Here is a 7,214-nt window from a genome sequence, read left to right as displayed (position 1 = left end):
AAACTCAAGGACTGGCGGCGTATCGCAACACGCTATGACCGGTGTGCCCACACCTTCTTCTCCGCCATCTGCATCGCAGCCACCGTCATCTTCTGGCTTTGATCAATGAGTCCTGAGCCTAGTCGACGCAGAAACGGCCCCGCCTTCTCGGCGGAGCCGTTTGGGACCTCGTCAGTCCCGATTGCCGTTGGGGCGGGACCAGATGAGCTGCACGCCTTCCTGGCCTTCCACCTCGATCAGGGTGGCGTAGATCGGAGCCGGGAAGCTCGGGTCGTCCAGCTTGACCGAAAGGTAGTCGCGTTCGGTCTGCTTGGCCTGTTTCTGCCACGCCGCACCTAGCTCAACTGCATTCGAGTAGATACGAAAGTGCGGTCCGTTCTCGGAGGGGTTTTCGACGCGCTCGAAGCGGGCCTTGACGTTGAGTGCGAGGGTCTTGATCTGGCCGGTGAAGCCGGTCTTGGTCGTGGTGAAGGTGCCGATGTTAGCCATTGTCGTGTTCCTTTCGAAGTTCCGAGCCGCGCCCATCGCGGTCTCGATGGCTGTCGAAAAGATCGGGAACGACCGGCGCGCACCTGGAAGGCCGAAATGAAATGGAGGACGGCCGGGAGGAACTTTCTTGGTTCGCGAGGAATGCGAACGTCAGTTCGCAGGGGAAGAAAGTTCTGGACGGGCGTTGCGAAACGCCGGGCGAGGTGGAGCCGTTTCCCGGTCAGACATGCCCCATCGAGACCGCGCCGGGCGAGCTCCCAGACATCGAGGTGAAGGGAACACGACCATGGCGCCCGGGCCCGGAGCCATTGCGCTTTCGCGACATCCGTCGGTGGGATCAATCGCGCGCTTGACGCTGGCCTCCTTCACGGCAGGCTGCCACGCCTTCAAACAGGCTCTATTCGCTCGTTCCCGCGCGCACGACGAGGGGTGCCCGTGAGCAGTCGGCCCAAGAACATAACCATCGCCCTTACCGTCCTTCGCTGATCAGCCAGCTTCGGCAGAGTCCGCTTCTGGCATCCGCTCGAAGCCGCCAGCCCGAAGCCCACGACATCCCGCGACCGGACTGCAATCGGAAGGATCGAAGGCTGCCTAGACACCGCACATGCCCTCGCACTCGTTCGGCCACAGGTCGAGTTGCCCGTGGTCGGACAGCGTCGACAGATCGGCTTCGTCAAGTGGGACGGCGGACCGATGGAGAAAGACCTCTCCCCGAATTCCACGCAAACCCGTCCGGATGGCTCGATCGACCTCGACCGCATCGAACCAGGCATCGGCATCATGATCGCGCATGGCGCGCCAGCGTGCGTTGTCGTGAAATGGACACCCCATGCAGGCAGATTTCGGCGGTTGAGGGTAATCGTGGCGGCGCAGCCAGGCGAGGCAGTCCCGCCGGCTCATGCACATCTCGATCAACGGCCAGCGGTTGACCTGCCAGGTTTCGCGGCTCGGCTTCACGCGCATGATCTCATCGCACGAGATTCCGATCCATTGCTCGACAACGGCATGGCCGGGCGAGCGCTTCCGGGTCAGCCCCGCAAGCTCCCTGACTTTCCGCCGGATCGGCACGATCTTGAAATCCGTGGTGCATTGACGCCGGATCATGCCGATGGAAACCGTGTCGCGTGTTGTGCGCCGTGTGGAGACCTCGACGAGCGCACCGGCCGCATCCTCGTCGAATACCGGCACGGCGGATCCCACCGGGGTGACGGTTTTGGCGAACGCTGGAATCGACGCCCAGCGTTTACCCTTTGCGGCTCGCATGAGCTGATCACGTATGTTGCCCGCCGAAACGACATGGACGGGAAACGGCAGGACGTTGGGCGATCGCAGCCAGTTGAGATGGTCATAGACCGCCTTCGGTTCCCAGCCAGTATCGGCGAATATGGCGCAATCGGGCATCGGGCTGATCTCGCCATGGGCGGCCATCAGCGCCAGGGTGGTCGATTGGACGCCGGCGCCGAGCGATAGCACGCGCAGCCGGATGGTGGAGGGCTCGATGCCCTCCGCAGCAGCATTCGAAAAGGAAAGCATCAGGCCGCCTCCAACTGTCCCGTGCCGGTGGCGGAGGGCTGCAGACCGTGCAGGTAGGTCACGGCCCGTTGCGCATGGGCGGCGGCCTGAAAGATTGCCTTTCGGTCGTCGGAAAGGACCCGCAACCAGCTCGCCACATACGACGCATGGTCCGGCCGCGGTTCAAGCTCGGGAACGATGCCGAGGTCGGCACAAACCAGCGCCGAACCAATCTCCGCGACGAGCTCTTCACGCGCGCGCTCGGACTTGTCCCTGGCGTAGCGGCTCAGATCGCGGCCAACCCGCTCGGGCCTCGAGGTCCAATGGACTGTTTCGTGACTGAGCACCGCGACGTAGGATTCAGCATCCCGGAAGGCCTCGAAGGGCGGCATCTGGATGTGATCGCTTGCCGGCGCGTAGAAGGCCCGGGCGCCGCCATGCCGGATCACGGCCCCGGTACTGGCGAAGAACCGGTCGGCATGTTCGATCCGCTCGACAGGATCGATGACCTTCTCGGGTCGGTGGTAATAGTGATCGGGAAGCCCGTCGATCTGATCGCAATTGAAGACGGTGTACGTTTTGAGGAACGGAATATCGCGCTCCAATTCCTCGCCCTGCGCGTCAGTCTCGGTTTTCGTGAACCGGCTCGCATAGACGACCGTCGCGCCGGTTTCGCCCTTGCGGACTTGTGCGCCGATCTGAGCCGCCTGCCGATAGGTCATCCAGAGCGGCGCGGTGAACCCGCGCGCCAGGCTCTCCGACCACAGCAACAGGACGTTGATGCCGGTGTATGGTTCACCGGTGTGGCGCAGCGGCCGGGTGATCCGGCCGTCGACATGGCCGACGCTCCAGGGTTTCACCCACGGCCGCACGCCCTTCTCCAGATCGGCAACGATCTTTTGCGTTATGCGCGCGTAGATATCGGTCTTCGCGCCCTTTTCTTTCCTGCTCATTACAACCTCCGTTTCTGGAGGCCGCGCCGATCGCGGCCCCGTCACGGGGCCGGTTCAGGCGGAGCTTCAGGGCGCGCCTGCACCCGCAGGGCCGGACCGAAGGGGAGGACGGCGCAAGCCGTTGCCGGCGCGGCCGGCTCTGCCCAGGCCACCGACCGGGACGGGCTGCGGGAGGACGAGACAAGCGCGGCGACGCCTGGCGCCGCCGCTGCGGAAAGTGAACCGAGAGCCGGTTCAGTGAACCGCGTGTCCACCGGTGTAGGGATCGTATTCGAAGAGGATGTCGACCTCGGCGTCGTCGACTTCGTCGGCGGGCAGCACCCCATATGCGTCGTCGGACTGGAAGAGGACCACCGGGGTCATCAGGGTGCGGGCGAGTCTCCAAGCGTGTTTCTGAGCGAGTGAAAGATCGTGCGACATCCGAGGCTCCATCGTTGGAGCGGGCCAATTCCCGCTCTGATGGCTCCGTCAGTGTGCGGCACGCGGACGCGATCACCGTGCAGGCGTCAGCCAAACGGCCGCAGCCTTGCTAGCGGACCCTTTACGGGTTGATCGTGGAAGTTCCGCGGCCGCACCAGGAATGCCATCCCTGAAGAGCGGGATTGACCCTCCCCGGGACTTGAAGCCCGTGTTGCGCGTTCTCGAGGGGGAAGCCGGGCTTGCTTTTCGTCTGATACAACATTATTGTTGTAACGATGATTCCTGCCCTCGTCCAATTGCCCGGCTCTCCGTGGCCTACACTGCCCGCCGGGATGCACGCGGCGAGTTTGGAGGACGTGGCGACTGCTTTCGCAACGAACGTTTGGCGGCGGGAGCTTTTCGAGGGGCTCGTTCTCGCCTCCGGCAAGCTGCGATTGGCGGGATGTGCGATGATATATCTCGACGGGAGCTATGTGACAGGCAAGCCGAGGCCTGGCGACTTCGATGCATGCTGGGACCCTATCGGGGTCAATCCGGCCAAGCTTGATCCCGTGTTCCTGGAATTTTCGAACGGTCGGGCAGGGCAGAAAGCGGCATTCAAGGGCGAGTTCTTTCCGTCCTCGATGATGTGCGCGGATGTCGGGCGGGCATTCGTCGATTTTTTCCAACTGGATCGTTTCACAGGAAAACACAAAGGGATCATCGCCATTTCGCTTTCGGCCGATCCGCTTCTCTCCGGGAAGGTGCAGCCATGATTTACAGCGACAAACAGTATGGCGTATCGAGTGCCCAACTAGCCAAGTTGCAAGACGCCCTTGCTGCTGCGAAAGCGCGCGCATCGGATCAGCATTGGCTCAAGCAGGCGGAAATTGATGGGCTCGAAAGCCAAATCGCCGATATAGAGGCGGAGCTTGCTGAATACGATCTGCTGAAATCCGGCCAGGTCTCGTTCTCGAAAACCTATGCGCTTGAAGAATTGCCGCATGTGCTGGTGCAGGCACGAATTGCCTCCGGAATGAGTCAAACGGACCTCGCCCAGAGACTTGGCATGAAGCCGCAACAGGTGCAGCGCTACGAGGCGACCGACTACATGGGCGCAAGCCTTGGGCGGCTGATCGAGATTTCGAAGACGCTCGGTGTGAAGGCGTCGGGAAGTTTTGAGGGACCGAGGCAGGCTGGCGGATCCGTGTTCGCGTGGGGTGATGCCGATGATATCGTCTGGGGGCAGTTTCCCAACAAGGAGATGATCAAACGCAGGTGGTTTGATCTGCCCCGCGGCGCAAACCCGATCGAGCGCGTCAAGGAGTACTTCCTGCACGCGGCCGGACCGCAATTCGCGACAGTCTTCCATCGCAAGAAGATGCGCAGCGGAAACGTGCCGAACGAATACGCCCTACTCGCGTGGCAGGCGCGCATTCTTGAGCGCGCGCGTAGCAAGATCGAAGCAGAAGAGATCGGGACGTTCGAACTCGATGACCGGTGGCTGCCGGAACTGGTGCATCTCACGAAAAGGAAGGACGGGCCGAAGCGTGCCCGCGATCTGTTGGCAGAGAAAGGCATCGTTCTCGTCGTCGAGCGTCACCTGCCAGGGTCGTATTTGGACGGCGCTGCCATGCTCGCTGATGGTGAGACACCAGTTGTGGGCCTTACGCTACGCTATGATCGACTGGATAATTTCTGGTTTGTGCTGTTGCATGAGCTCGGTCATGTCTTCCTGCACCTCTTCGACGGTTTGCGGTTCGACTTCTTCGACGAAGAGGACGGCAATGACGGTGATGCGATCGAGGCGCAGGCTGACAAATTCGCACTCGACGCGCTGATACCGGAAGCATTGTGGGATCAGTGTCTGTCCCGCTTCGCCCTTTCGGAAGAGGCGGTGAGGATCGACGCGGAGACGATCGGGATCGATCCGAGCATCATCGCGGGGCGCATCAGGAAGGAGCGCGGCAACTACACCATCCTGAACAATCTGGTTGGTCGGGACCAGGTGCGCTCGCAGCTAGAGGAGGCGAGCGATGATCTTGACTGAGGATATGTATGTTCCGGCGTTGCGGTGGCGTCAGGGCGAATACCAGGCGCTCGCCCGCCTTGCCGCCGTCGCCAAGGACCGTATCGTGCCCTATGTCACGATTCCAGAAGTCGAATTCGATTTCGAGTTGTGGCAGCCGAAGAAGACGGTTCAGGAGCATGTGCATCCGTTCGCCGCTCGCTTCAAGGCCAAGTGGGGGCAACGGCCAGCGTGGGTAGGCGTGCATCCCAGTATTTCCGGCAACCCCATGGGCGACGGCCGCGACATCTTCACATACGTGTTCGAAGCCATGCGGACATTCCAGGCAAATGCGATGCCCGCCGTTCCTCTCGATGCCTCCTCAGCCATGGTCGCATCGGTTGCAGGAATCGTTGCGACCGATGACCTTGGAGCGGCTATCACAGTTCGGCTGGAGGATCTGATGAAGCCCCATGCGCGAATGCGCATCGAGGCTTTGACCGCAGCGCTTGGTGTATCGCTCGACGAAGTTGACCTCATTATCGATCTCGGCGCACCGAATTTTGAGCCCTACAATGCTTTTGCTGGCGCGCTCATTGCGGCAATGCAAAAGCTTGGGGATCTGCATGCCTTCCGCAATTTCGTCGTGATCGGCACGGCGATACCGGAAACGTTCAAGGATGTTGCCAAGGGCGCCGACCAGCTCCCGCGTCACGACTGGCTCTTCTATCGGGCGCTGCTCGGCAAGATGCCAGCCGGCGTTCGCCAGCCGAACTACGGCGACTACACGATCGTCCATCCAGAATTCAAGGCGTTGGATATGCGCATGATCAAGGCGGCCGGAAAGCTCGTCTATACGACGTCGTCGGCTTGGGAGGTGCGCAAGGGCGGGGCATTCAACGACAATCGTGCACAGATGCATGGTCACTGCGCGTCAATCGTAGCGTCGGGAAAGTTCGACGGTGCCGGCTATTCAAGCGGCGATGAATATATCGCAAGATGCGCGGTTCATAAGGAAGGACCGAGCAATCAGACGCGGTGGAAGGAGGTGGCGATCAACCACCACATCACGCGTGTGCTGGACGATCTCGCCACGCTTGGCGCTGCGCCATGAAAGTGCGAATGGAGGCGGTGATCTCGCGCAAGCTCATGGCTTCACATAGCATCTCGTAAAGCTGCCTTCTCGGCCGCCGGAGGTCCTTCGGCGCATATCCTGCCTGGCCCAAGAGTTCGATGACTTCATCGCGCCAGAGAAGATGCGCCATCATGACCGGATCGATCTCGGGATTGGCGATGGCGTTTCGCAATACATGAAAGCTGATACCGCCTCGTGGTCCCTGCTCCGCCACGATCACGCCGCACCATTCGGGGGCGTGACGCATGATGCTTGCGACATGCTTCGGCGCAGCGACGAGTGAGAGCTTTTGTAGCGTCTGGCGGTAGATGTCGATCTGCGTCGCGAACCGGTCCAGGTTGTCCTTGGCGCTCTTGATTTCATAGCCGTGGATACAGCCGTTGATGACGGCCACGTCGATACGACTTCGGGCGTGCGCAAGGCCCAGTTCGTCGATCACGAGCGTATCGGGATGAGATTTGGCGCGCCGCAATCGTTTGGCATGTAGCGCAGTGCGAATGTCTGCGTCTGTCGTTCCCAACTTTGTCATGGCCGCCATCGTCATCCCCCCAGCCCACTTTCTGCCGGAAGTTCTGCTTTGTGCCAAGGTGGCATTCTAACTCACCTGACATTTCTCGGGGGCGTCACCAGCGATGTGCACGCCGATCGAGCTCGACCCTGAAGACCGCTGTTCTGGCCGAATGCTTATTGTCGTAGCAATCTCTCGCGGGAAGGCAGC

The 7,214-nt window shown here is 61.3% G+C and carries 8 protein-coding genes and 1 pseudogene; 4 read left to right on the top strand and 5 right to left on the bottom strand.

Features of this window, described 5'->3' with window-relative positions:
* Window positions 1-102 (top strand): annotated as a pseudogene (locus tag C7T96_RS22225) (IS5/IS1182 family transposase); the annotation flags it as partial.
* Between the two features lie 69 nt (window positions 103-171).
* Here C7T96_RS22225 and C7T96_RS22220 read toward each other — a convergent pair.
* The 4 genes from C7T96_RS22220 to C7T96_RS22205 form a co-directional block, all read right to left on the bottom strand.
* Window positions 172-489, bottom strand: coding sequence for a DUF736 domain-containing protein (locus C7T96_RS22220; protein ID WP_106573449.1), 318 nt, complete (start codon window positions 487-489; stop codon window positions 172-174).
* A 591-nt stretch (window positions 490-1,080) separates the two neighbouring features.
* On the bottom strand, window positions 1,081-2,022 hold the full coding sequence (locus tag C7T96_RS22215) for a hypothetical protein (RefSeq protein ID WP_106573448.1): 942 nt from the start codon (window positions 2,020-2,022) through the stop codon (window positions 1,081-1,083).
* Window positions 2,022-2,954, bottom strand: a complete 933-nt coding sequence (locus tag C7T96_RS22210; RefSeq protein ID WP_106573447.1) for a zincin-like metallopeptidase domain-containing protein — start codon at window positions 2,952-2,954, stop codon at window positions 2,022-2,024. The genes C7T96_RS22215 and C7T96_RS22210 overlap by 1 nt, the downstream gene beginning before the upstream one ends.
* Window positions 2,955-3,188: 234 nt before the next feature.
* Entirely contained in the window at window positions 3,189-3,374 is a 186-nt protein-coding gene (locus C7T96_RS22205) for a hypothetical protein (RefSeq protein WP_106573446.1), read from the bottom strand.
* A 356-nt stretch (window positions 3,375-3,730) separates the two neighbouring features.
* On the opposite strand from C7T96_RS22205, the gene C7T96_RS22200 reads away from it, so the two are divergent.
* The 3 genes from C7T96_RS22200 to C7T96_RS22190 are packed head-to-tail and all read left to right on the top strand — an operon-like array spanning window position 3,731 to window position 6,475.
* On the top strand, window positions 3,731-4,129 hold the full coding sequence (locus C7T96_RS22200; RefSeq protein WP_245414218.1) for a hypothetical protein: 399 nt from the start codon (window positions 3,731-3,733) through the stop codon (window positions 4,127-4,129).
* Window positions 4,126-5,403 carry an XRE family transcriptional regulator gene (locus C7T96_RS22195; RefSeq protein WP_106573444.1) on the top strand — a complete coding sequence of 426 codons (1,278 nt, stop codon included), beginning with the start codon at window positions 4,126-4,128 and terminating at the stop codon, window positions 5,401-5,403. Before C7T96_RS22200 ends, C7T96_RS22195 begins: the two co-directional genes overlap by 4 nt.
* A complete protein-coding gene (locus C7T96_RS22190) occupies window positions 5,390-6,475 on the top strand; it encodes a beta family protein (protein ID WP_106573443.1) in 1,086 nt (361 codons plus the stop codon). The genes C7T96_RS22195 and C7T96_RS22190 overlap by 14 nt, the downstream gene beginning before the upstream one ends.
* Here C7T96_RS22190 and C7T96_RS22185 read toward each other — a convergent pair.
* Window positions 6,429-7,034 carry a sce7726 family protein gene (locus C7T96_RS22185; protein ID WP_106573456.1) on the bottom strand — a complete coding sequence of 202 codons (606 nt, stop codon included), beginning with the start codon at window positions 7,032-7,034 and terminating at the stop codon, window positions 6,429-6,431. The genes C7T96_RS22190 and C7T96_RS22185 overlap by 47 nt on opposite strands.
* Window positions 7,035-7,214 lie beyond the last annotated feature (180 nt).

The sequence above is a fragment of the Nitratireductor sp. StC3 genome (genome assembly GCF_003015025.1).
GTDB lineage: Bacteria > Pseudomonadota > Alphaproteobacteria > Rhizobiales > Rhizobiaceae > Mangrovimarina > Mangrovimarina alexandrii.
This window is presented reverse-complemented; position numbering and strand designations above follow the sequence as displayed.

What these genes read in the sequence shown, in the direction of transcription:
- C7T96_RS22220 (WP_106573449.1), bottom strand. Translation starts at nt 489, where the DNA reads ATGGCTAACATCGGCACCTTCACCACGACCAAGACCGGCTTCACCGGC.
- C7T96_RS22215 (WP_106573448.1), bottom strand. Translation starts at nt 2,022, where the DNA reads ATGCTTTCCTTTTCGAATGCTGCTGCGGAGGGCATCGAGCCCTCCACC.
- C7T96_RS22210 (WP_106573447.1), bottom strand. Translation starts at nt 2,954, where the DNA reads ATGAGCAGGAAAGAAAAGGGCGCGAAGACCGATATCTACGCGCGCATA.
- C7T96_RS22205 (WP_106573446.1), bottom strand. Translation starts at nt 3,374, where the DNA reads ATGTCGCACGATCTTTCACTCGCTCAGAAACACGCTTGGAGACTCGCC.
- C7T96_RS22195 (WP_106573444.1), top strand. Translation starts at nt 4,126, where the DNA reads ATGATTTACAGCGACAAACAGTATGGCGTATCGAGTGCCCAACTAGCC.
- C7T96_RS22190 (WP_106573443.1), top strand. Translation starts at nt 5,390, where the DNA reads ATGATCTTGACTGAGGATATGTATGTTCCGGCGTTGCGGTGGCGTCAG.
- C7T96_RS22185 (WP_106573456.1), bottom strand. Translation starts at nt 7,034, where the DNA reads ATGGCGGCCATGACAAAGTTGGGAACGACAGACGCAGACATTCGCACT.